The sequence below is a fragment of the Phyllobacterium sp. SYP-B3895 genome, assembly GCF_009647635.1.
Classification (GTDB): Bacteria; Pseudomonadota; Alphaproteobacteria; order Rhizobiales; family Rhizobiaceae; genus Phyllobacterium; species Phyllobacterium pellucidum.
This window is the reverse complement of record NZ_WJIG01000002.1, coordinates 1,100,059-1,120,854: the sequence shown is the minus strand read 5'-3', so window position 1 is coordinate 1,120,854 and position 20,796 is coordinate 1,100,059. Positions and strand designations below refer to the sequence as shown.

The window sequence follows — 20,796 nt, the reverse complement described above, 5'->3', positions numbered from 1 at the left end:
CTCAGTAGGCATATTCCAGGAATGCGGGTTCGACCGAACTGCCCCAGACCGAGTGATACTGGGAGAGCATCTGTTCGGCCGAGGTCGTTCCGCGCGCAACGACCTCTTCCAACGAGGCGAGATAGTGTGTTTCGTCGAAACCTTCGCTGTTCAAACGGGCGCGATTCTTGAGGCCGAGGCGCGAAATGGCAAGTGCGTCTGTTGCAATCTCACGCACTGCCCGGTTGCGGAGGGTAGCATTAAGCCCCTTTGCCGGAACCTCATCGCGCAGCGCCTGGACTTCCGGATAGGTCCAGTCTTTCGTCATCGCCTCGGCTGCGTTCAATGCCTCCGCATCATAGAGCAGGCCGACCCAGAAGGCGGGAAGGGCGCAAATGCGCCGCCACGGACCACCATCTGCACCGCGCATTTCAAGAAAGCGCTTGAGGCGAACTTCCGGGAAAAGCGTCGAAAGGTGGTTCGCCCAATCCCCCATGTTGGGCGTGCCTTCCGGTATTTCGTGCTTGAGCGCGCCGTTCATGAACTGTCGGAACGTGACATGAGTGCAGTCGTGGTAGCGGCCATGGCGCATGACGAAATACATCGGAACGTCGAGCGCCCATTCGACATAGTCCGCAAAGCCGAAATTTTCATTGAAAATGAACGGCAAGACGCCCGATCGGTTGTTGTCCGTGTCGCGCCAGATATTGGAACGCCAGGAGAGAAGCCCATTGGGCTTTCCTTCGGTGAACGGAGACATGGCGAAGAGGGCTGTCGCGATTGATTGCAGTTTCACGGAAACCTGCATCTTGCGGCGCATATCGGTCTCGGAGGCGAAATCGAGGTTCACCTGGATCGTGCAGGTACGATACATCATATTGAGACCATCCTTGCCGACCTTCGGCATATAGTTGGTCATGATGTTGTAGCGCGACTTAGGCATGCGCGGCGTCTCGGCCAGCGTCCATTTCGGGCTGCCGCCAAGGCCAAGGAAGCGGATGCCGAGCGGTTCGGCGATTTCCCGAACCTGCGCGAGATGCGCATTGGACTCCCGGCATGTCTGGTGGATCGACAGCAGCGGTGCGCCGGAAAGCTCGAACTGCCCGCCGGGCTCGAGCGAAATCGCGCCCTGTCCGGTCGGCTCGACGAGCCCGATGATATTGCCTTCGTCGATGATCGGCTCCCAGCCGAGCTTCGATTGCATGCCTTCAAGAATCGCCCGAATACCGCGCGGGCCATCATAGGGGACCGGGCTGTTGTCTTCGGTGTAGAACGGAAACTTTTCGTGTTCCGTGCCGATGCGCCAGGCAGACTCCGGCTTTGATCCCGCGGCAAGATAGTCAGCCAGTTCTTCGGTGTTCGAGATCGGTGTTTCGTCTGTCGTGTCGCGCGCCATGGACGGTGCTTTCCGCTTGGATGGAGGTGGTTGCGCGTGATTGGCCGTTTTCAGGCAGGAGCGCAAGCGAATTTCTTTTATCGTCTTATCAAGAGAATTTGTATCTCACCAATCGCCGATTGTCGCCTGAATCAGGGCGAGAGCGGCCACCGCTGCGGTATCCGCCCTGAGGATGCGCGGGCCGAGCGGTATCGCGGTGACGAAGGGGAGTTTGTGCAGGGCAAGGCGCTCCTGTTCCGAGAAGCCGCCTTCCGGTCCGACGAGGACTCCAAGCGGTCCGCGGGGAAGGGATTGAAGCAGCGGCAAGGGATTATGCGTCTCGTGCCCTTCGTCGCAAAAGATCAGGCGGCGTCCAGGCTCCCAGCCATCAAGCAACTTGTCTAGCTTCAACGGCTCACGCGTCTTAGGGATGGCCAGCACGCCGCATTGTTCTGCCGCCTCGATGGCGTTCGCCTCGATACGGTCAATACCGATGCGGGCAACCTGCGTATGTTGGGTGATGACCGGTTGCAGGATACCCGCACCCATCTCCACGGCCTTTTGCACGAGATAGTCCAGCCGTCCCTGTTTCAGTGGCGCGAAGCAATAGACAAGATCAGGCGTGGCCGGCTGGTCGCGCGTCCTTTCGAGCGGTTCAAACGCGATTTTTTTCTTCGTTTCGAACCGAAGGGCGACCCGCCATTCGCCGTCCCGCCCGTTAAAGGCTAAAATCTCATCCCCATCCTTCATGCGAAGCACATTGGCAAGGTAGTTGACCGCATCGGGTGTCGCATCGACGCGTGCAGCATGGGCGAGATCACCGGTGACGTAGAGTCTCTGCATCTTGTAGTTGGCGCGCATGCGGAACCTGGTCAGGAAAGAGGTGGCAAGCGACGCTTCACCGGCGACGACTTGACGATCGAGGTGTTGGTTTCAGCTTTTTCCGCGATCCGGTCAAGAATGGAATCAAGCTGCTCCATACTGCGAAACTGCAGCTTGCCGATGAAGCAATCATCCCCGGTGACCTTGTCGCATTCTGTGATTTCGGGCGTTTCCTGGAGCAGGCGCTCGACGATATGCAGCATGCCGGGCAGGGGGCGAATGCGGACGATCGCCGTCAATCCATAGCCGAGCGCCACGGGATCGATGTCAACCGTGAACGAGCGAATGATCTTCTTTTCCTCGAGCCGGCGCAGCCGCTCGGAAACACTAGGCGAAGACAGGCCGACTTTCTGGCTGAGTTCCTTCAGGGAGATGCGTGCATCATCGATAAGGATTTCTAGGATTGTTCGGTCAAGTTCGTCCATGACGATGTACCTGTAAGGTGTTTACCGCGAATAACCTGCATTAAAAAGGAGAAGCTGGTCCTTGGCCTTTCTTCAAACATAGCAAACGTTGCCGCATCCGCCTAGTCTTTGTCTCGCAGCATAAGGAGCAACGACATGGAAAAGGATATCGTCAGAGGCAGCGTCGAAATGACCGCCGCCATGATCATTTCGGGAACGATTGGCTGGTTTGTCTTGATGTCCGGCCAGCCGGTATTTTCCATCGTGTTCTGGCGTTGCGCCATCGGTGCCCTGACGCTGTTCGCCGTTTGCGCGGGTCTTGGCCTGTTGCGGCGAGATATAATTTCTCCCAAGCTCTTCGGACTCGCCGTCATTGGCGGCATGGCGATCGTCGCCAACTGGGTGCTTCTGTTTGCAGCTTATCCGCGCGCCTCCATCGCCATCGCCACGACTGTCTATAATGTCCAGCCTTTCATGCTCGTTGGCCTCGGCGCCTTGATCTTCAAGGAAAAGCTCACCGCCACCAAGCTATTCTGGCTGCTTGTCGCTTTCGCTGGAATGCTCCTGATCGTCCAGGCCAAGCCCGGCGCCGCCTATAGCGGTTCGGACTATATGACCGGGATCGGTCTCGCGCTTGGTGCTGCGTTTCTTTATGCGATCGCGGCTATCGTCGCCAAGCGGCTGAAGGGGACGCCGCCACACCTAATCGCCCTGATTCAAGTGTGCGTCGGCATCGTTATGCTTGCCCCGCTCGCCGATTTCAGCGCCTTGCCGCAAAGCGCCGGGGAGTGGGCGAGTATCGTGACGATCGGCGTCGTTCACACCGGCCTCATGTACATCCTGCTCTATAGCGCGATCCAGAAATTGCCGACTCACATCACCGGGTCACTCTCGTTCATCTATCCGGTCGCTGCGATCCTCGTCGACTACATCGCATTCGGCCATGCGCTGCAGCCAAGTCAATTGGTGGGGTCCGCCGCCATCCTGATCGCCGCTGCCGGAACAAGCCTGGGCTGGAGTTTCGGCCGGCGTGCGCCCGGGGGCGTGAACCTCAGAAGCCGTGCATGAGCGGCCGGTAGCCTGCGCGCAGCGCCCGCACTGTGGAGGGAGGCGTCAGCAGCATGGCGCCGCCATCCGGCTCGGCAGGCTCATAGCCCTGCCATGACCAGCGATACGTATTCCCGTTTCGCATGAGATAGGCGTTGTCGCCGCTAGCGATCATCGCTCCATCCGGAAGATCGCGCACGGGGCCACTGATTGGATGCAGCGCCTTGACGTTCTTAAGATTAAGCCGCTCACCATGCAGGACGCGATCTATCTCCGGTGCCTTCAAGAGGTCCCCATTGCCTTCCGCCCAGGCAGCCTGAAAGGCGAGGGCACGTTGGCGCTGGCAATAGAAACATGGCCGGTGCCCTGCGGAAAGCGCCGTTGCCTCATCGAGAAAGAACAGCTCCGTCCAGCTTTGCCGCGCCATGACGGGACGGCGCACGTTCTTGAACTTGCAGACGCAAATGATCCAGGCGCGATTGGTCCAGCGCCGCTTCAACAACGTCCGCGTTGCGGGATCATGGATGATGCCGCGATTGCCCATCATCGTGCCGCGATAGGGTGCCGCGACAATCTCGCCAAAAGGTGTCACTCGGTTCTGCAGGGTCATTTGACGGCTTTCGACTCGTTCGGGGCCATGCTATCCGACAATCCACGTGGGTTTGGGGCAGGCATCATGCGCGTTCTCGTCGTTCAGAACTATCAGGATACAGGGCTTGGGCAAGTGGGACGGGCGCTGGCCGAAGCGGGGGCTGCTGTCGATATGCGCCAGGCCTATCTCGGCGAGGCTCTACCGGCCGACGCTTCGGGCCACGATGCGCTGGTGGTACTTGGAGGCGATCAGAACGCGCTTGCCGACGCCACGCATCCATACCTCCCGGAACTGGCGCAATTGACGAAGCGCTTCGGTGACGCTGACAAGGCTGTGCTCGGCATTTGCCTTGGCAGCCAGTTGGTCGCGCGCGGCTATGGTGCTGACAATATCCTCGGCCGCACGCCGGAATTCGGCTGGCACGAAGTCACTCGCAACGAGGCGAGCGAAGCCGATCCGGTGCTGGCATCAGTACCTGTGCGTTTTCCGATCTTCCACTGGCACAGCGACACGTTCACGCTCCCGGAAAATGCCATCCGCCTTGCATCGAGCGATGTGACCGCCAACCAGGCATTTCGAATCGGCCGCGCGGTCTACGGCATTCAGTTTCATTTCGAGGCGGATACAACTCTGGTCGAGGAGTGGCGGCGGGTCTTCCACGACCAGATCGCTTCCAATTATCCGGGATGGCTCGACAATTACGACAGCTATGTTGCCCGCGATGGCGCGGCGGCGGATGCCGCCGGGCTGGCGCTGGCCCGCGCCTGGGTCGCTCTGATCCAGCGATAATTAAGACCTCTTCTTCCCTCGCAAGTAGCAGGCGACACACGGATTCGTTGCAACTCTGCAACAGGTAAATCCAGAATCGGATAGTGACTGGCGATTCCTTTGGAACGTGTCTTCGATTCACTAGTTGGTAAGCAAACTTTCCTGTAGTGCCCCCACGGCTAATCGGCATCAAGCCGCGCCCTAACGATGGAAACGCCTAAAATGACCACCAAGAGTGCTGCACTTTTGACTGCCGTAATGCTCTCAGCCATTCTTTTCATGGGCGTAGGTCTTTTCTCGGTGGATGCCGGCGGGCGTGTCGTCTCCAGCGATGGTTACGGCATAAGCACGTCGTCGCGCTGAGTCACCTCCAGCAACAGCTTCCTGTCCTCTTCGATCATCAAGCCGCTGAGCCGGCTACTGGCAAAGGCGCCGGTATCGAGGTTCACGCGGTTTGACCGGATGTCGGCGTCATCGACCGGCGTGTGGCCGTGCACGATGACCTTTGGATGAAGCGTTGGATTGTTGAGGAATTCGCCGCGTATCCAGATAAGGTCATCGGCGTTCTGCAGATCGAGCGCGACGCCGGGGCGGATGCCGGCATGGCAGAAGTAAAAATCGCCGAAGGCAACCGAACGCTTGAGCCCGCGCAGGAATTGCTTATGCGCATCGGGTATGGCGCGAACCAGTTCTTTCCACCCCTCAAGCACCGAGACCGCATCGTCGAAATCGATATCGACACCGTAAGAAAGAGCGGTCTGCCGTCCGCCATTATGAGCGAAAACGCCGAACGCATCGCCGGTTGAAAGAAAGTCCAGCAGTCCGATATCGTGATTGCCGGCAAGTGCCAGCATATTGCGCGACTGCAACGTCTCACGCGCCAGCAGATCAAGCACCTCTCGCGATTGCGGCCCGCGATCGACATAGTCGCCCAGGTGGATGACGAGCCAGTCGTGCGGCGGCTGTTTGGCGTTTTCCCTGGCGATCAGGCGGTGCATCCCCTGCAGCAGATCGAAACGGCCATGGACGTCGCCAATGGCATAGATGCGCAGTCCTGCAGGCCCGCGCGCCTGGTCGAACCCGATCATCCGCGTTCCGACTCGCGCTGGTTGCGGCGCAGGCGCGATACGTTTTGCCAGGCGCTGCTGCGCGCTGCTTCGCTCTGTGCCTGCTCGATGAAGTCTATATGTTGCCCGACTGCCGCGCGCGCCGCCGTTGGATTTGAATTGATGATTGCCGCGAATATCGCCTTGTGCTGATCCAGCAGTTTCTCACGCGCCCCGGGGAAACCGTAGATCACCGTACGATTATAGAAGACATCGTCGGCGAGCAGCCGGTAACAGGAACGCAGCGTGTGCAGCAGGATAATATTGTGCGCGCATTCGCCGATGGCATTGTGCAATTCGACGTCGAGTTCGGCTTCCCGCTTGAAATCATTGGCCTTATAGGCTTCCTCCATCGCGGTCATGATGCGATGTAGCATGAGCCGGTCATCCTCCGTCGCGCGCCGTGCGGCGTATTCGGCAGCGACGCTCTCGATGTCGCGACGGTATTCGAGATAGTCGGCGGCGGCCTTGCGGTGGCTCGATATGAGATCCATCATCGGCTTGGAAAACACCTCGCCGATGACATCGGCGACGAAGGTTCCGCCGCCATGCCGCGTCACAAGCAAGCCCTTAGTCTCCAGGAGTTTCAATGCGTTGCGCAGGATCGGCCGCGAGACGTCAAACTGCACGGAAAGGTCGCGCTCGCCGGGAAGGCGATCCCCGACGCGCAAAACGCCTTCGAGGATAAGCGTTTCGATCTGGCCGACAATATCATCGGCCGTGCGAGAGGATTGGATGCGCGCGAAGATAGGGCTGCTCATGGATAGCGGGTCCGCAAGAAAGATATCGATCCGCAGCCTAGCGGCAAAAATCGAAACTGGTCAAATCAATGATCCAATTGCTGGCAGGGCCGGGTCTTATTTGCCGCAGCCACGACAAAATAGAATCTGTTGAAAGCCGGACCCAATCCGTTCACGATCCTGTGACAGCCGATCAAGCCTAAGACCGGTCAGGGGATACATGGCCAAGAGACTAAAATCAGTCGCGACAGCTGCCGAGCTTGCGTCCGTTGTCGGTGGCGTTCTCGGTTTTCCCGCGCATGCGGAACGCGCCGTCGCGCTCGGCGAAGTGCATGCGCGGCCCTATCCGCTAGTCGATACGCCCCGTCTCCTGATCCAGCTCGCCTTCATGACCGAAGGCGGCTCGACGGTCGATCATGCGGTTCTGGCCGAACTCAGCCGCAGCATCGGCATCGCGCCGCCTGCGCGCGATGCCCGCCACCACGTCATGCCGTGGGGCAATGGCACCTTGCGCTGGGAACGCCATACCGAGTTTTCGACCTATCTCTGGGAAGGCCCGATGCCGCGCAGCGGCGCGGGGGCACAGCATCCTTTCGGCCATGGTTTCAACCCGCCCGGCACCGTCATCGATGGCGTGCGGCTGGAAATCGTCAAGAAGGATGCGAACGCGCTGGCGATGATCAGCGAGTTCGATCCCGCAAGCCTTTGCTACAGCGATGTGGAAGGCGGTCTCGCCTCGATCGTCACGGATTTCCGCCAGGACCGCGACGGCCTGACCCGCATTCTCCTCCTCGACAATGGGCTGTCGCCAGCGCGTGCGGGCGCGCTGTCGCAGCGTGTCATCGAGATCGAGACTTACCGGACGCTGGCGATGCTAGGCCTTCCGCTGGCGCATTCGCTGTCGCCGCGCATCCGCCGGATCGAGGATCGTCTTGCCGGCCTCACCAATGAGATGCGCGATGCAACCTCAGACAGCCACAAATTGCTCGACGAATTGACCTCGCTTGCGGCCGAACTCGAAGCGGACGCGGCTTCGAGCCTCTACCGCTTCGGTGCCAGCCGCGCCTATAACGGCATCGTCCTTGAACGCCTTGCGGCGTTGCAGGAAGAACCAGTCACCGGCTATGAAACCTGGGGCGCTTTCATTCAGCGCCGCATGGCGCCGGCGATGCGCACGTGCCGCTCAGTCAGCGAACGGCAGGAGAGCCTCTCCGAGAAGCTTTCGCGCGCGGCGACATTGCTGCGAACTTCGGTCGACGTGGAGCTCGAACGCCAGAACCGCGATCTCCTGACCTCGATGAACCACCGGGCGCAACTGCAGTTGCGGTTGCAGCGAACGGTCGAGGGCCTGTCCGTCGCGGCGATCTCCTATTATGTCGTCGGCCTGTTCTATTACCTGGCCAAGGGTGCGGAGACCTACATTCCCGACCTGCATTCGACGGTCCTTACCGCCATATTCGTGCCGGTTGCGATCGTCGCCATGTGGTTTGTCGTAAAGTCGATCCGCAAGTCGCATGCCGACGATTGATCAGTGCCTGTCCCATGGCGGCACCGGTCCATAGAGCGCCGCAAGATAGTCGATAAACAGGCGCACTTTCGCCGGCAGGAATTGCCGCGACGGATACACCGCGTAGATGGCGACGTTGCGCGAGGCGGCATAGTCGCCGAGAACGCGCACAAGTTGCCCCGTCGCCAATTCAGGACCGATATCCCAGGTGGAACGCAAGGCAATGCCGAGTCCGCCGAGCACTGCCTCGCGCACCACTTCACTCGAATTTGTCAGGAGCGGCCCTGAGGGGCGCCAGACCACAGCGCCGTAAGGGCCGACCAGACGCCACGGGTCGCCATTGTGCGCCGCAAGGCAGATATGATTTTCGAGATCGGAGAAGGATTTCGGCGTCCCATGCTCGGCCACGTAGCGCGGTGAGGCGACGAGAAAGCGCTCGACCGGTGCAAGCTTGCGCGCAACGAGGCTCGAATCGGAGAGTTCGGCGATACGCACTGCAAGGTCGTAACCTTCGCCGACGATATCGACGAACTCATCGGCAAGGACAAGGTTGACGGCAAGGTCGGGATTGGCACGCATGAAGGGTTCGAGGTGCGGCGCGATATGCATGCGCCCGAACGTCGTCGGCACGGCAACTTTCAGCATCCCGTGCGCCTGTTCGGAACGGCGCGACACGAAGGCCTCGGCCTCCTCGACCCCGGCGAGGATCGCGAGCACGCGCTCGTAATAGCCTTGCCCGGTTTCGGTGAGCGCGATCTGGCGCGTCGTTCGCTGCAGAAGCCGCGTGCCGAGCCGCTCTTCCAGACGCCGCAGCCGCTTGGAGACGACCGCCGGCGAAAGGCCGAGCTCGCGGCCCGCTGCCGACATGCTGCCGGCGGCAACTACGCGGGCAAACACTTCCATATCGTTGAATTCACTCATGCGCGCACTCTCACTGGCGCAAATCAAACGTCAAGTCCCCAGGCCTTGAAATTCATCGTGGACTAGATCGTGGCACTGCCTGTTCTCTCCGATCGAGAAAGGTTCTAAACTATTTACATTCGTGCCGGGCAAGAGGTAAAGATAGTTTACCAGTTGCGCTTGCGGTGCTGGCAAGGGAGAGGCAATGACCGGACTGACAATGCCGAAAAGTGATGAAGCAACGCTTGGCCGCCGGGCCGAGATCGTTGCGGCATTGCGCGCGATCGTTCCCGGCGAGGGCGTTGTCGACGTCACCAACGAAATGCGCGCCTTCGAATCCGACGCATTGACGGCCTATCGGCAATTGCCGCTCGTGGTGGTTCTACCGCAAACCGTTGCCCAGGTTTCCCGCGTCCTCAAATATTGCCACGATAACAATGTGAAGGTCGTGCCGCGCGGCTCTGGAACCTCGCTTTCCGGCGGTGCGCTGCCGCTTGAGGACGCCGTGCTCCTCGTCATGTCGCGCTTCAATCGCATCCTCGAAATCGATTTTCCGAACCGCGTTGCCGTCGTCCAGCCCGGCGTGACGAACCTCGGCATAACCAAGGCGGTCGAGCACGAGGGCTTCTACTATGCCCCTGACCCATCGTCGCAGATTGCCTGCTCGATCGGCGGCAACGTCGCTGAAAACTCCGGCGGCGTGCACTGCCTGAAATACGGGCTGACGGCCAATAATGTCCTTGGCATCGAGATGGTCCTCATCAATGGCGACATCATTCGCCTCGGTGGCAAGCATCTCGATAGCGATGGCTATGATCTGCTTGGGCTGATGACCGGCTCGGAAGGGCTGCTGGGGGTCGTCACCGAAGTGACCGTCCGCATTCTCCAGAAGCCGACAATGGCACGTGCACTGATGGTTGGCTTTCCGACCAGCGAGGAAGCGGGTCAGTGCGTGGCCGATGTCATTGCCGCCGGTATCATCCCGGGCGGCATGGAGATGATGGACAGGCCGGCCATCCATGCCGCCGAGGACTTCGTCCATGCCGGCTATCCGCTCGATGTGGAGGCTCTGCTTATCGTGGAACTTGACGGTCCCGTGGTCGAGGTCGATCACCTCATCGCCATGGTCGAGGCGATTGCGCGCAAGAATGGCGCAACGACCTGCGTCGTCTCGCAGAGCGAAGAAGAACGAATGATATTCTGGGCGGGACGCAAGGCGGCATTTCCCGCCGTAGGCCGTATTTCGCCGGACTACCTTTGCATGGACGGTACCATACCGCGCAAGGAATTGCCGAAGGTGCTGGCCGGCATGCGCGAACTCTCGGAGAAGTATGGATTGCGCGTTGCGAATGTCTTTCACGCCGGCGACGGCAACCTGCATCCGCTGATCCTCTATGACGCCAACATCCCGGAGGAACTGCACAAAGCGGAAAGTTTCGGCGCCGACATATTGCGGCTCTGCGTCAAGGTGGGCGGGGTGCTGACCGGTGAACACGGCGTCGGCGTCGAGAAGCGCGATCTGATGCCGGAAATGTTCAACGACACCGATCTCAACCAGCAGATCCGCGTCAAGTGCGCCTTCGACGACAAGCATCTGCTCAACCCCGGCAAGGTCTTCCCGCAACTGCACCGCTGCGCCGAACTCGGGCGCATGCACGTGCACCAGGGTAAGATGCCGTTTCCCGACATTCCGAGATTCTGAGCGTGAGCATTTTCCAGCCTAAATCCGAAGATGAGATCGTCGAAGCGGTGCAATGGGCCCTTGGCGCCAACGCACCCGTGGAAGTCGTCGGCCAAGGCTCCAAGCGCGGGCTCGGCCGGCCATTGCAGACCGAGCATACGATCGCATTGTCCGACTATGCCGGAGTGACGCTCTACGAGCCGCATGAACTCGTCTTGAGCGCCAAGGCGGGCACGCCAGTTGCCGAACTCGAAGCACTGCTTGCGGCAAGCGGGCAGGCGTTTCAGTTCGAGCCGATGGATTACGGACCGCTTCTGGGACAGCCTGCAGGGCAGGGGACGCTTGGGGGTTTGCTTGCCACCAATCTTTGCGGATCGCGCCGTCTCAAGGCGGGATCGGCGCGCGACCACGTGCTCGGCGTGAGGGTCGTCTCCGGCCGGGGTGAACTGTTCAAATCCGGCGGACGCGTCGTCAAGAACGTGACCGGTTACGACCTGTCGAAAGGCATGGCGAATTCCTGGGGAACGCTCGGCATCGCCACCGAGATCACCTTCAAGGTGCTTCCGGCACCGGAGACCGAATCGACGCTCGTCATACGCGGTCTTGCCGATGACGAGGCGGCGCGCGCCATGGCGATCGCCATGGGGTCGAGCGGCGAGGTGGCATCTGCCGCCCATCTTCCGGGCAATGTTGCGGCAAGGGTTATCGATGGCGCGCTCGGGGGCGAGGCCTCGACCCTGCTGCGGCTGGAAGGATTTGCGCCTTCGGTTGCCGACCGCATGACCATGCTAAAGAACCTCCTGGCCTCGGCAGGCGAGATGGCGGACGTCTCCGGCGACCAGTCCCGCCGGCTCTGGCAGGAAATCCGCGACGTCATCCCTTTCGCCGACGGTACGGAGCAGCCGGTTTGGCGTGTTTCCATGGTGCCGATGGAGGCCTACAAGCTCGTCGCCTCGCTGCGCATGGGGGCGGCAGTCGATGCCTATTACGACTGGCAGGGCGGCCTCGTCTGGCTGCGCATGGAGGGCGAGCCGGAAGCGGACGCCGTAAGGGCGCTCTTGCGCAAATATGGCGGCGGGCATGCGACCTTGGTACGGGGGCCCGCAAGTGTTCGCGCGGCCGTCCCCGTGTTCGAGCCGCAGGCCGCCCCGCTGGCGGCGCTTTCGAAGCGCCTCAAACAGCAATTCGATCCAAGCGGCATTCTGAATCCCGGCCGCATGGTTGCAGGAGTATAACGTGCAGACAAATTTCAGCCCCGAGCAGCTTCTCGATCCGGGTGTCGCCGAGTCTGAAAAGATCCTGCGCAAATGCGTGCATTGCGGCTTCTGCACGGCCACCTGTCCGACCTATGTGACGCTCGGAAACGAACTCGATAGCCCGCGCGGGCGCATCTATCTCATCAAGGATATGCTGGAAAACGGCCGTCCGGCCGACGAGCAGATCGTCAAACATATTGACCGCTGCCTGTCGTGCCTTTCGTGCATGACGACCTGCCCATCGGGGGTCAACTACATGCATCTCGTCGACAACGCGCGCGCCCACATAGAGAAGACTTACAAGCGTCCGCTTATGAACCGGTTGACCCGCGGCGTGCTTGCACTCGTCCTGCCCTATCCCGGGCGGTTTCGCCTGGCGCTCAACCTCGCAAGGTTTGGGCGGCCGTTAGCTGGACTGTTCGGCTCGCTGACGGCAACAAAGCCACTGGCGGCGATGCTCGAACTTGCGCCGAGTTCCGTACCGGCAACATCGCCGTCAGCCGTGCCGGGGGTGCACAAGCCAAAAGGCGAAAGAACCGGCAGGGTAGCGCTTCTCAGCGGCTGTGCGCAGCCTGTCCTTAAGCCGAGTATCAATGAAGCGACGATCCGGCTTCTCAATCGCCTCGGCGTCGAGGTGGTCCTGCCAAAAGGCGAGGGCTGCTGCGGCTCGCTGGTTCACCATATGGGCCGCGAGGAAGAAGCGCTCCAGGATGCGCGCCGCAACGTCGATGTGTGGACGCGCGAACTTGAGAAAGGCGGTCTCGATGCGATCATTATCACCGCCTCGGGTTGCGGCACGACGATCAAGGATTATGACTACATGCTGCGGCTCGACCCGGCCTACAAGGACAAGGCGGCGCGCATCTCGTCGCTTGCAAAGGACGTCACCGAATATCTCGCCACGCTCGACATGCCGGCGTCGAAACAGGCCTCCGGCCTGACTGTCGCCTATCATTCCGCCTGCTCGATGCAGCACGGCCAGAAGATTACGCGCCAGCCCAAAGACCTGCTGAAGGCGGCAGGTTTCATCGTCAAGGACCCGGCCGAGGGCCATTTGTGTTGCGGTTCGGCTGGCACCTACAACATCATGCAGCCGGAAATCGCCCGCACGCTGCGGGATCGCAAGGTCAAGAATATCGAGGCGACTGGCGCCAGCATCATTGCCACCGGCAATATAGGCTGCATCACCCAGATCGCCGGTGGATCAAGATTGCCGATCGTCCACACGGTCGAACTGCTCGACTGGGCCTATGGCGGCCCGAAGCCAGAAAGGGCTTCCCGCGCCGAAAAACATCCTGCAGGCGGCCGAATGAAAAAGGGCAGCGGCTTTCTCGAGAAAGCCGCTGCCCGTTCCCGGCACCGCCCCCGGTGCCGGCCCCCACTAACCCTTATCGGACGATGACTTTCGTGCCGACATTGACCCGTGCATAGAGCTCGGTGACATCTTCGTTGCGCATGCGTATGCAGCCGCTCGACACCGCGTGGCCGATGGTCCACGGCGCGTTGGTGCCATGGATACGGTAGAGCGTGGAACCGAGATAGAGCGCACGGGCGCCAAGCGGATTGGCTATGCCGCCCTCCATGTGCGCCGGAATATAGTGGCCCTTTTCGGCCTCCCGATCGATCATGTCCTGCGGCGGGTACCAATCAGGCCACATGGCTTTGCGCGTTATATTGTTCGTTCCCGACCACGCGAAGCCTTCCTTGCCGACGCCCACGCCGTAGCGTCGCGCCTTGCCGCCGGCTTCAACGAGATAAAGAAAACGCTCGGACGTATCGATAACGATCGTGCCCGGCTGTTCAGCCCCATCATAAGCGACGCTCTGTGGCAGGAACTGCGGATCCATGGCTTGCTTCTTGGGCTGGTCTTCGCCAAGCGGGACGTCCGGGCGCTGGAACGAGACCTCGCGCGCGGCAGGATTGGAAAGGTCGCGATTGCGGCGCGGCCTGGTGACGCGCTCCGGGCGTTCGCTAAAGACGACATAGCCGCGCGGGTTCACCGGCCGCCCGACCTGGTTTACCGCCTCGCCGACTGGCCGCTTGCGCAGTTGCGTCACCCATGGCGCGGAAAGATCGGGGCTCATGACGACAGGAGGCTTGGTCGCATAGCGTTCGCTCGCCATTGCGGACGAGATCGTCGCTGAGAGAACCGCTGAGGCCAAAACCAATAATGCCGACTTCATTGAAATTACTCTGGAACTCTCCTGACAGGATTTGTCAGGTTTCGGATTGAGTTTGCCGATTGGCAGGTAGAAAAAAGTGAATCAGAATCAATAAAACATAAAATGCCGCGAAAACCGTGGGTTATAGTTACCGGCGGGTTTGCGAGCACGGTTAACAATAGGAAAGGGACAGGCGCGATGCAAGACGAAACTCCCCCGAAAACCGGACTTATCACGGATGATGCGGGTGAGACGCGCTGTTTTTGGCCGGGAACGCTGCCTGAATATGTCCACTACCACGACCACGAATGGGGCCGTCCGGTGACAGACGACACCCGGCTCTTCGAAAAGATTTGCCTCGAAGGCTTTCAGTCCGGGCTTTCCTGGCTGACGATCCTGCGCAAGCGCGAGAACTTCCGCAAGGCGTTTGACGGTTTTGACTATCACAAGATTGCAGGCTACGGCGAGAAAGAGGTGGACCGCCTGCTCGCCGATGCCGGCATCATCCGCCATCGCGGCAAGATCAACTCCGCTATCAACAATGCCGGGCGCGCTATCGAGGTCGTCAAGGAAACCGGCTCGCTCGCGGCCTATTTCTGGCAGTTTGAACCGCCGGCGGACGAGCGGCCGAAGGTGGTCGACTACCCGACGTTGATCGCCAATCCGACATCGCCGACGTCGGTCCGTCTTTCCAAGGATTTGAAAAAGCGCGGCTGGAGCTTTGTCGGCCCAACGACCATGTATGCGCATATGCAAGCCATGGGTCTCGTCAACGACCACATCGAGGGCTGCAAGTGCCGCCAGGAGATCGAGAAGCTGCGTTCGAACTTCAAGCGGCCGGCTCTGGCTTCATAGCGCCGAGAACGGCGCCATCAATCCTTGCCCTGAACACCTCTATGCGTTAGAGCAAACCGGCTTGGGCTCAGGACCGTCCTGAACTCGCGAAAAGCTTCATTTCAGGGTATCGGAACAGCATCATGACGACGAAGGCAGACAGGGTAAAAGCGCGGCTGCCGCGCGGTTTTGTGGACCGCGCGCCTGACGATTTGCGCGCTGCCGACAAGATGATGGCCGAGATCCGCAAGGTATACGAGCTTTATGGTTTCGAGCCTGTCGAGACCCCGCTTGTCGAATATACGGATGCGCTCGGAAAGTTCCTGCCCGACCAGGACCGCCCCAATGAGGGCGTGTTCTCGTTCCAGGACGATGATGAACAATGGCTGTCGCTGCGCTACGATCTCACCGCGCCGCTTGCGCGTTTCGTTGCCGAGAATTTTGAAAGCATCCCCAAGCCCTACCGCAGCTACCGCGCCGGCTGGGTGTTTCGCAATGAGAAGCCCGGCCCCGGCCGCTTCCGCCAGTTCATGCAGTTCGATGCCGATACTGTCGGCGCGCCATCGGTCTCGGCCGATGCCGAAATGTGCATGATGATGGCCGATGTCATGGAGGCGCTCGGCGTTCCGCGCGGCGATTACATGATCCGCGTCAATAACCGCAAGGTGCTCGACGGCGTACTCGACGCCATAGGCCTTGCTGGCGATGACAATGCGGGCCGGCGCCTGAACGTGCTGCGCGCCATCGACAAGCTCGACAAGTTCGGGCCGGAAGGCGTGCGTGAATTGCTCGGCAAGGGCCGCCTCGATGAAAGCGGCGATTTCACCAAGGGCGCCGGCCTCGACGAGGCGGCGATCACCAAGGTGCTCGATTTCACCTCTGCGGGCGGCACAACTGGCGGCGAAACCATCGCCAATCTCGAACGCGTCATCAGCGGCAACGACAAGGGCGTCGAGGGCGTCGCCGAACTTGCCACGATCGAGGCGCTGTGCTCGGCGGCCGGCTACGAGGGCCGGGTCAAGATCGACCCCTCCGTCGTTCGTGGCCTCGAATATTATACGGGTCCCGTTTTCGAAGCAGAACTGACCTTCGACGTCACCAATGAAAAGGGCGAGAAAGTCGTCTTCGGTTCGGTCGGAGGCGGTGGCCGTTATGATGGTCTGGTTTCACGCTTCCGCGGCGAGCCCGTGCCGGCGACCGGCATTTCCATTGGCGTTTCTCGCCTGATGACGGCATTGAAGAACCTCGGCAAGCTCGACGTCTCCGACAATATCGGGCCGGTCGTCGTCCTCGTCATGGACCGCGATACAGCAAGCCTCGGTCGTTACCAGAAGATGGTGTCGGACCTTCGGCAGGCCGGCATCCGGGCGGAGATGTATCTCGGCGGATCGGGCATGAAGCCGCAGATGAAATATGCCGACCGCCGCGGTGCGCCCTGCGTCATCATCCAGGGCTCGCAGGAGCGCGACAATGGTGAAGTACAGATCAAGGATCTCATCGAAGGCGCACGGCTGTCGGCCGAGATCGAAGACAATGTGACCTGGCGCGAAAGCCGCCCGGCGCAGATCACCGCGAATGAAGGCGATCTCGTGATCGAGGTCCGCAAGATTCTCGAGGCGCAGGCCGAAGATCGCGCCAAGGGTCTGAAGTAAAGCTGACGCATATGCTGCCATTTGTCATTTCACCCCCCTCTGGGCTGCCGCCCATCTCCCCCACAAGGGGGGAGACCAGCATTCCTGTACGTCTCGACAAAACGCAAGTCGTTGGCGCTGAATGTTACGTTGATGTCGTTTCGATCTCCCCCCTTGGGGGGGAGATGTCCGGCAAGACAGAGGGGGGGGAGTGCCGCCATTCGAGAGGAATGCGCCAAGAATGACCGCATCCCGCGCCCCTGCCTTTTCTGCCGAGCTCGCGGCGCTGATTGCCGGTCGCGATGCCGAGCTTGTGGATATTCCGGTCATCCAGCCCGCTGACCAGTTTCTCGACATGGCGGGCGAAGATCTGCGCCGGCGTATTTTTCTCACCGAGAACGAAAACGGCCAAAGTCTCTGCCTGCGCCCCGAATTCACCATTCCGGTCTGCCGCAACCATATCGAACGGAATGCCGCGACGCCGAAGCGCTACGCTTATCTCGGCGAAGTCTTCCGTCAGCGCCGCGAAGGCGGCAATGAGTTTTTCCAGGCCGGCATCGAGGATCTCGGCGACGCGAACCGCGCCCGTGCAGACGCGCGCTCACTTGCCGATGCGATTGCATCGATCAGGCTGGTCGCGCCCCAGGCCCAACTTGAGACGCTGCTGGGTGACCAGGCCATTTTCGAAGCTGTGCTCGCCTCCCTCGGCCTGCCGCGCGGCTGGCAGAAGAAACTGGCGCGCGCTTTCGGCAATCATGCTCAGTTGAACGGCCTGCTTGCCGATCTCGGCTCGGACCGCCAAAAGGGAACGCTGCCGGATCGGCTGGCCGCACTTGTCGAGAAAGGTGATGAAACAGCGCTTGCCGCCGAACTCGAAAAGGACATGCAGGCCGCCGGCATCTCACCGGCATCCGGGCGTGCGCCGGTGGAAATCGCCCGGCGTCTCATCGAAAAGGCGAGCCTTGCCTCGGTTCGCCTGCCGGTGCGCACCATTGCGGCGCTTGAGGAATTTCTGGCCATCCGCGTGCCTCTCGCTGAAGCCGCCGGCTATCTTCTCAGCTTTGCCCGCGCCAATGAATTCGATCTCGGCCTCGCCCTGGAACAGTTCGAGGCACGCGCCGTATCGGTTAAAGAGGCAGGGATCGGCAACGAAACCATCGTCTACGATGCGGCCTTCGGGCGCCCGATCGATTATTACACCGGGCTTGTCTATGAAACGCACGCGATCGATCGGCCTGACCTTGGCGCAATTGTCGGCGGCGGCCGCTATGACCGGCTGCTGACGATGCTCGGCGCGGTCGGTTCTATTCCCGGTGTCGGCTTTTCCGTTTGGCTGGACCGGCTTGAAGAGATCGCGGGAGATGCACAATGACCGTCACTCTCGCACTCCCCTCGAAAGGCAGACTCAAGGAACAGGCGCTGGAGGTGCTGGAAAATGCCGGCCTCAGCGTCATCCTGCCCAAGGATCAGCGCAGCTATCGGGCGAAGGTCAAGGGCAACAGCGACATCGATATTCTGTTTCTTTCGGCGTCCGAGATCGCACGCGAACTCGGCTATGGCAGCGTCGATCTTGGTGTAACGGGTGAAGACCTGATTCGCGAAACGCTTGCCTCCGCCGACGAACGCGTTCGCGTCGAAGCGCGGCTCGGCTTTGGCCATGCGGACGTCGTCGTTGCCGTCCCGGAGGTTTGGTATGACGTATCGACGATGGCCGACCTCGATGATGTCGCTGCGGAATTCCGCCAGAGGCATGGCCGACGCCTGCGCATCGCCACGAAATATTGGCGGCTGACCCAGCAGTTCTTTTCGCAGATGCACGGCATCCAGGTCTATCGGATCGTGGAGAGCCTCGGCGCCACCGAGGGCGCGCCTGCTTCCGGCGCCGCCGACATCATCGTCGATATTAGCTCGACTGGATCGACCCTACGCGCCAACCATCTGAAAATCCTAGATGACGGGGTTATTCTGAAGTCGGAGGCCTGCCTGGTGTCGTCCCGGCAAACGGCCGAAACCGGCGCCGTTGCAGAGCTTTCGCAGCGTATCGCGGCGGCACGCGCAAAGCACTGATCCATCAACTCTGCGTGATGGACGGGTTGTACTGTAACCTTTCGGTCGACCCTTACGTATTTCCCTGCAGAATACCGGGCATCCTCGGTATCTTTATGCTGGGAGTTTTCTCATGATGACACGTCGAACGCTTTTTGGCGGTGCGATTGCAGGGCTCGGCGCCCTCGTCGCGGCAAGGTTCGCAAATGCGCCCAAGGCTGTGGCGGCAGGCACATTCGAAGTCGAGCACAGCGACGCCGAATGGAAGAAGTTGCTGACGCCCGAGCAATATTACGTCTTGCGCCAGGAAGGCACGGAACGTCCCTTCACAAGCCCGCTCAATCACGAAAAGCGCAAGGGCACCTTCACCTGCGCCGGCTGCGACCTTGCTCTTTTCGACTCCGATACCAAATTCGACAGCGGCACGGGCTGGCCAAGCTTCTGGACAGCGATGAAGGGCGCGGTCAACGAGACCAAGGACAGGTCGTTCGGCATGACGCGTACGGCGGTCGAATGTCACCGCTGCGGCAGCCACCTCGGCCATGTGTTCGATGATGGCCCAAAGCCGACAGGGCTGCGCTATTGCATGAATGGGGTCGCACTCAACTTCAAACCGGTTGCAGCCTAAACGCGCAAAGGGATAAGACCATGAAACCATATCATTTTATGCTTGCTGCGGGCCTTTTACTGTCACCCGGCTGCGCGCTTGCCGGTGAAGACGTCACCATGGTGCCGCCACCGGCTCTCGACCAGACGGCATCGGCGAAGTCCGAATCCATTGTGCTTGCCGGTGGTTGCTTCTGGGGCGTGCAGGGGGTCTACCAGCACTTGAAAGGCGTAACGAGCGCCGTTTCCGGCTATGCCGGCGGCAAGAAGGAAACCGCCAGCTATGAAATCGTGAGCGGCGGCGATACCGGTCATGCCGAGTCGGTGGAGGTCACGTTCGACCCGAAGGTGGTCAGTCTCGGCAAGGTTCTGCAGGTCTATTTCTCCGTCGCGCATGACCCGACGCAATTGAACCGGCAAGGCCCGGATTCAGGCACACAGTACCGCTCGGCGATCTTCACGACCAGCCCCGATCAGGAGAAGATAGCGAAGGCCTATGTCAGCCAGCTCGATAAGGCGAAGGCCTATCCGAAGCCGATCGTTACCAAGATTTCTGCGTTGGAGAAGTTCTACCCGGCCGAAGCCTATCACCAGGACTACGCGACGCTGCACCCTTCTCAGCCTTATATCGCCTATAACGACCTGCCGAAGATCGCGAACCTCGGCAAATACTTCCCCGGCGACTACCGGGAAAAACCGGTGCTCGTCGGCGAGGCGAAGCCGTCGAACTGATCGTCAAACAAGAAAAAGGCCGCTCGAAGCGGCCTTTTTGATCAATGCTGTATTCGATCAGCCGCGTTTCGCGTCGAGCGACAGCGCGCCAGCGCCGCATGCAGCAAGCACGAAGAAGCCACCGGCCACACCGAGGTTCTTCTGGAAGAACATCCACTGCACCATGCCGGCGTCGCCCGTCCAGTTCAGGTGGGCCGCAGCAGTTGCCGCAAGCGTGAAAATGCCAAGCGCCAGAGCGGCGATCCGCGTCTGGAAGCCAACGAGTACGGCAAGGCCGCCTAAAAGTTCAAGCAGGCCGACGAGCACCGCGACGATAGTCGGCGCCGGAAGTCCGAGGCTGCCGAAATATCCGGCGGTGCCACCGATGGCAGTGAGCTTTCCATAGCCAGCCAGGATGAACATGAATGATAGCAGTATGCGACCTATAAGAATGAGTGCGCTGTTGTTCGCCATAGAAAGTCTCCAGGGTTTGTCGTGACAGCCCAATAGCTAGATTCGATTGTCAAACAAAGCCACTATTTTCTCTACAGATTGTTCACAATAGAATG

22 protein-coding genes are annotated in these 20,796 nt (G+C 60.4%); 13 read left to right on the top strand and 9 right to left on the bottom strand.

All coding sequences use genetic code 11. The features are described from left to right. Window position 1 precedes the first annotated feature (1 nt). From GF108_RS11905 to GF108_RS11895, 3 genes are all read right to left on the bottom strand, one after another. Entirely contained in the window at window positions 2-1,375 is a 1,374-nt protein-coding gene (locus tag GF108_RS11905) for a glutamate--cysteine ligase (RefSeq protein ID WP_091949669.1), read from the bottom strand. A 105-nt stretch (window positions 1,376-1,480) separates the two neighbouring features. Beyond that, a complete protein-coding gene (locus tag GF108_RS11900) occupies window positions 1,481-2,215 on the bottom strand; it encodes a 16S rRNA (uracil(1498)-N(3))-methyltransferase (protein WP_153668092.1) in 735 nt (244 codons plus the stop codon). A gap of 11 nt (window positions 2,216-2,226) precedes the next feature. Beyond that, entirely contained in the window at window positions 2,227-2,661 is a 435-nt protein-coding gene (locus GF108_RS11895; protein WP_153668091.1) for an Lrp/AsnC family transcriptional regulator, read from the bottom strand. A gap of 135 nt (window positions 2,662-2,796) precedes the next feature. Here GF108_RS11895 and GF108_RS11890 point away from each other — a divergent pair, with 135 nt between their 5' ends. Next, window positions 2,797-3,708 (top strand): DMT family transporter, encoded by a 912-nt coding sequence (locus GF108_RS11890; protein WP_153668090.1) that lies wholly within the window; start codon window positions 2,797-2,799, stop codon window positions 3,706-3,708. Here GF108_RS11890 and GF108_RS11885 read toward each other — a convergent pair. Continuing rightward, window positions 3,692-4,297, bottom strand: a complete 606-nt coding sequence (locus tag GF108_RS11885; protein ID WP_153668089.1) for a hypothetical protein — start codon at window positions 4,295-4,297, stop codon at window positions 3,692-3,694. The genes GF108_RS11890 and GF108_RS11885 overlap by 17 nt on opposite strands. A 66-nt stretch (window positions 4,298-4,363) precedes the next feature. Here GF108_RS11885 and GF108_RS11880 point away from each other — a divergent pair, with 66 nt between their 5' ends. Further along, window positions 4,364-5,068, top strand: a complete 705-nt coding sequence (locus tag GF108_RS11880) for a type 1 glutamine amidotransferase (RefSeq protein ID WP_153668274.1) — start codon at window positions 4,364-4,366, stop codon at window positions 5,066-5,068. Between the two features lie 201 nt (window positions 5,069-5,269). Next, window positions 5,270-5,410, top strand: a complete 141-nt coding sequence (locus GF108_RS22200; protein WP_172982618.1) for a hypothetical protein — start codon at window positions 5,270-5,272, stop codon at window positions 5,408-5,410. Here GF108_RS22200 and GF108_RS11875 read toward each other — a convergent pair. Further along, on the bottom strand, window positions 5,383-6,135 hold the full coding sequence (locus GF108_RS11875) for a metallophosphoesterase (protein WP_153668088.1): 753 nt from the start codon (window positions 6,133-6,135) through the stop codon (window positions 5,383-5,385). The two genes, GF108_RS22200 and GF108_RS11875, sit on opposite strands and share 28 nt — an antisense overlap. After that, window positions 6,132-6,914, bottom strand: coding sequence for an FCD domain-containing protein (locus GF108_RS11870; protein ID WP_153668087.1), 783 nt, complete (start codon window positions 6,912-6,914; stop codon window positions 6,132-6,134). Before GF108_RS11870 ends, GF108_RS11875 begins: the two co-directional genes overlap by 4 nt. Before the next feature lie 199 nt (window positions 6,915-7,113). On the opposite strand from GF108_RS11870, the gene GF108_RS11865 reads away from it, so the two are divergent. Further along, window positions 7,114-8,421, top strand: a complete 1,308-nt coding sequence (locus GF108_RS11865; protein ID WP_153668086.1) for a DUF3422 family protein — start codon at window positions 7,114-7,116, stop codon at window positions 8,419-8,421. Here GF108_RS11865 and GF108_RS11860 read toward each other — a convergent pair whose 3' ends face one another. Continuing rightward, the gene (locus GF108_RS11860) at window positions 8,422-9,321 is read right to left on the bottom strand and encodes a LysR family transcriptional regulator (RefSeq protein ID WP_246663917.1); all 900 of its coding nucleotides are present in this window, start codon (window positions 9,319-9,321) and stop codon (window positions 8,422-8,424) included. Between the two features lie 184 nt (window positions 9,322-9,505). Between GF108_RS11860 and GF108_RS11855 the strand changes: the two genes are divergently transcribed. From GF108_RS11855 to glcF, 3 genes are read left to right on the top strand one after another with little or no spacing between them, the layout of a single operon-like run. Further along, a complete protein-coding gene (locus GF108_RS11855; protein WP_153668085.1) occupies window positions 9,506-11,002 on the top strand; it encodes an FAD-linked oxidase C-terminal domain-containing protein in 1,497 nt (498 codons plus the stop codon). Window positions 11,003-11,004: 2 nt separating this feature from the next. Continuing rightward, the gene (locus GF108_RS11850; RefSeq protein WP_370462141.1) at window positions 11,005-12,216 is read left to right on the top strand and encodes an FAD-binding protein; all 1,212 of its coding nucleotides are present in this window, start codon (window positions 11,005-11,007) and stop codon (window positions 12,214-12,216) included. Window position 12,217: 1 nt separating this feature from the next. Beyond that, a complete protein-coding gene (gene glcF, locus GF108_RS11845; protein WP_370462140.1) occupies window positions 12,218-13,639 on the top strand; it encodes a glycolate oxidase subunit GlcF in 1,422 nt (473 codons plus the stop codon). Here the strand turns inward: glcF and GF108_RS11840 are convergent. Beyond that, window positions 13,626-14,420, bottom strand: a complete 795-nt coding sequence (locus GF108_RS11840; RefSeq protein WP_153668082.1) for a L,D-transpeptidase — start codon at window positions 14,418-14,420, stop codon at window positions 13,626-13,628. The two genes, glcF and GF108_RS11840, sit on opposite strands and share 14 nt — an antisense overlap. Window positions 14,421-14,597: 177 nt before the next feature. Here GF108_RS11840 and GF108_RS11835 point away from each other — a divergent pair, with 177 nt between their 5' ends. From GF108_RS11835 to msrA, 6 genes are all read left to right on the top strand, one after another. Beyond that, the gene (locus tag GF108_RS11835) at window positions 14,598-15,254 is read left to right on the top strand and encodes a DNA-3-methyladenine glycosylase I (protein WP_153668081.1); all 657 of its coding nucleotides are present in this window, start codon (window positions 14,598-14,600) and stop codon (window positions 15,252-15,254) included. Window positions 15,255-15,376: 122 nt separating this feature from the next. Then, the gene (hisS, locus tag GF108_RS11830) at window positions 15,377-16,885 is read left to right on the top strand and encodes a histidine--tRNA ligase (RefSeq protein WP_153668080.1); all 1,509 of its coding nucleotides are present in this window, start codon (window positions 15,377-15,379) and stop codon (window positions 16,883-16,885) included. Between the two features lie 220 nt (window positions 16,886-17,105). Next, the gene (locus GF108_RS11825; protein ID WP_153668079.1) at window positions 17,106-18,236 is read left to right on the top strand and encodes an ATP phosphoribosyltransferase regulatory subunit; all 1,131 of its coding nucleotides are present in this window, start codon (window positions 17,106-17,108) and stop codon (window positions 18,234-18,236) included. Then, entirely contained in the window at window positions 18,233-18,931 is a 699-nt protein-coding gene (gene hisG, locus GF108_RS11820; RefSeq protein ID WP_153668078.1) for an ATP phosphoribosyltransferase, read from the top strand. The genes GF108_RS11825 and hisG overlap by 4 nt, the downstream gene beginning before the upstream one ends. A 112-nt stretch (window positions 18,932-19,043) precedes the next feature. Beyond that, entirely contained in the window at window positions 19,044-19,538 is a 495-nt protein-coding gene (msrB, locus tag GF108_RS11815; protein ID WP_153668077.1) for a peptide-methionine (R)-S-oxide reductase MsrB, read from the top strand. Between the two features lie 20 nt (window positions 19,539-19,558). Continuing rightward, the gene (gene msrA / locus GF108_RS11810) at window positions 19,559-20,248 is read left to right on the top strand and encodes a peptide-methionine (S)-S-oxide reductase MsrA (RefSeq protein WP_153668076.1); all 690 of its coding nucleotides are present in this window, start codon (window positions 19,559-19,561) and stop codon (window positions 20,246-20,248) included. Window positions 20,249-20,305: 57 nt separating this feature from the next. Here msrA and GF108_RS11805 read toward each other — a convergent pair whose 3' ends face one another. Continuing rightward, window positions 20,306-20,701, bottom strand: a complete 396-nt coding sequence (locus GF108_RS11805; protein ID WP_153668075.1) for a DoxX family protein — start codon at window positions 20,699-20,701, stop codon at window positions 20,306-20,308. Between the last annotated feature and the right edge of the window lie 95 nt (window positions 20,702-20,796).

Coding starts and splice junctions, on each gene's coding strand:
- GF108_RS11905 (WP_091949669.1), bottom strand. CDS start 1,375: ATGGCGCGCGACACGACAGACGAAACACCGATCTCGAACACCGAAGAA.
- GF108_RS11900 (WP_153668092.1), bottom strand. CDS start 2,215: ATGCGCGCCAACTACAAGATGCAGAGACTCTACGTCACCGGTGATCTC.
- GF108_RS11895 (WP_153668091.1), bottom strand. CDS start 2,661: ATGGACGAACTTGACCGAACAATCCTAGAAATCCTTATCGATGATGCA.
- GF108_RS11890 (WP_153668090.1), top strand. CDS start 2,797: ATGGAAAAGGATATCGTCAGAGGCAGCGTCGAAATGACCGCCGCCATG.
- GF108_RS11885 (WP_153668089.1), bottom strand. CDS start 4,297: ATGACCCTGCAGAACCGAGTGACACCTTTTGGCGAGATTGTCGCGGCA.
- GF108_RS11880 (WP_153668274.1), top strand. CDS start 4,364: ATGCGCGTTCTCGTCGTTCAGAACTATCAGGATACAGGGCTTGGGCAA.
- GF108_RS22200 (WP_172982618.1), top strand. CDS start 5,270: ATGACCACCAAGAGTGCTGCACTTTTGACTGCCGTAATGCTCTCAGCC.
- GF108_RS11875 (WP_153668088.1), bottom strand. CDS start 6,135: ATGATCGGGTTCGACCAGGCGCGCGGGCCTGCAGGACTGCGCATCTAT.
- GF108_RS11870 (WP_153668087.1), bottom strand. CDS start 6,914: ATGAGCAGCCCTATCTTCGCGCGCATCCAATCCTCTCGCACGGCCGAT.
- GF108_RS11865 (WP_153668086.1), top strand. CDS start 7,114: ATGGCCAAGAGACTAAAATCAGTCGCGACAGCTGCCGAGCTTGCGTCC.
- GF108_RS11860 (WP_246663917.1), bottom strand. CDS start 9,321: ATGAGTGAATTCAACGATATGGAAGTGTTTGCCCGCGTAGTTGCCGCC.
- GF108_RS11855 (WP_153668085.1), top strand. CDS start 9,506: ATGACCGGACTGACAATGCCGAAAAGTGATGAAGCAACGCTTGGCCGC.
- GF108_RS11840 (WP_153668082.1), bottom strand. CDS start 14,420: ATGAAGTCGGCATTATTGGTTTTGGCCTCAGCGGTTCTCTCAGCGACG.
- GF108_RS11835 (WP_153668081.1), top strand. CDS start 14,598: ATGCAAGACGAAACTCCCCCGAAAACCGGACTTATCACGGATGATGCG.
- hisS (WP_153668080.1), top strand. CDS start 15,377: ATGACGACGAAGGCAGACAGGGTAAAAGCGCGGCTGCCGCGCGGTTTT.
- GF108_RS11825 (WP_153668079.1), top strand. CDS start 17,106: ATGACCGCATCCCGCGCCCCTGCCTTTTCTGCCGAGCTCGCGGCGCTG.
- hisG (WP_153668078.1), top strand. CDS start 18,233: ATGACCGTCACTCTCGCACTCCCCTCGAAAGGCAGACTCAAGGAACAG.
- msrB (WP_153668077.1), top strand. CDS start 19,044: ATGATGACACGTCGAACGCTTTTTGGCGGTGCGATTGCAGGGCTCGGC.
- msrA (WP_153668076.1), top strand. CDS start 19,559: ATGAAACCATATCATTTTATGCTTGCTGCGGGCCTTTTACTGTCACCC.
- GF108_RS11805 (WP_153668075.1), bottom strand. CDS start 20,701: ATGGCGAACAACAGCGCACTCATTCTTATAGGTCGCATACTGCTATCA.